The organism is Acidovorax sp. ACV02 (assembly GCF_014851475.1).
GTDB classification, from domain to species: Bacteria; Pseudomonadota; Gammaproteobacteria; order Burkholderiales; family Burkholderiaceae_C; genus Acidovorax; species Acidovorax delafieldii.
In genome coordinates this window covers 1-447 of record NZ_JACUZU010000031.1, presented here as the reverse complement: position 1 = coordinate 447, position 447 = coordinate 1, and the positions used below count along the sequence as shown (strand labels likewise).

At 49.9% G+C, this 447-nt stretch carries 1 protein-coding gene; it reads left to right on the top strand.

Annotated features, from left to right (window positions below):
- Positions 1-447: hypothetical protein (locus tag IB236_RS24675; protein ID WP_192422490.1), on the top strand; the 447-nt coding region annotated here is incomplete at both ends.

Genomic DNA, 447 nt, shown 5'->3' with positions numbered 1-447 from the left:
GGGGAGGAAGAGGAAGAGGGGGAGAAGAGAAAGAAGGAGAAAAGAGAAGAAGGGAGAGAGGAAGGGAAAGGGAAAAAGAGAAGAAAAGGAGGGAGAGGGAAGAGAAAGAAGAAGGAAGGAAAGAAAAAGAGGGGAAAAAGGGGGGGGTGGAGAGGAAGAAAGAGGAGGAGGGAGAGGAAGAGGGGGGAGGGAGAGGAGGAAAAGAAGGGGGAAAAGAGAAAAAAAGAGAAGGAGGGGAAAGAGAGAAGGAGGGGGAGGGGAAAAAAGAAAGGGGAGAAAGAGGGGGGGGGGGGGAAAAAGAGAGGAAAAAGGGAAGAGAAGAAAGAAGGAGAGGAAAGAGGAAGAGAGGAGGGAGGAAGGAAAGAGAAAGAGAGGAGAAAAAGGAAGAAAGGGAAGAAAAAGGAGAGGGAGAAAAGAAAGAGGAAGGGTGGCGGTGAAGGACAAGGA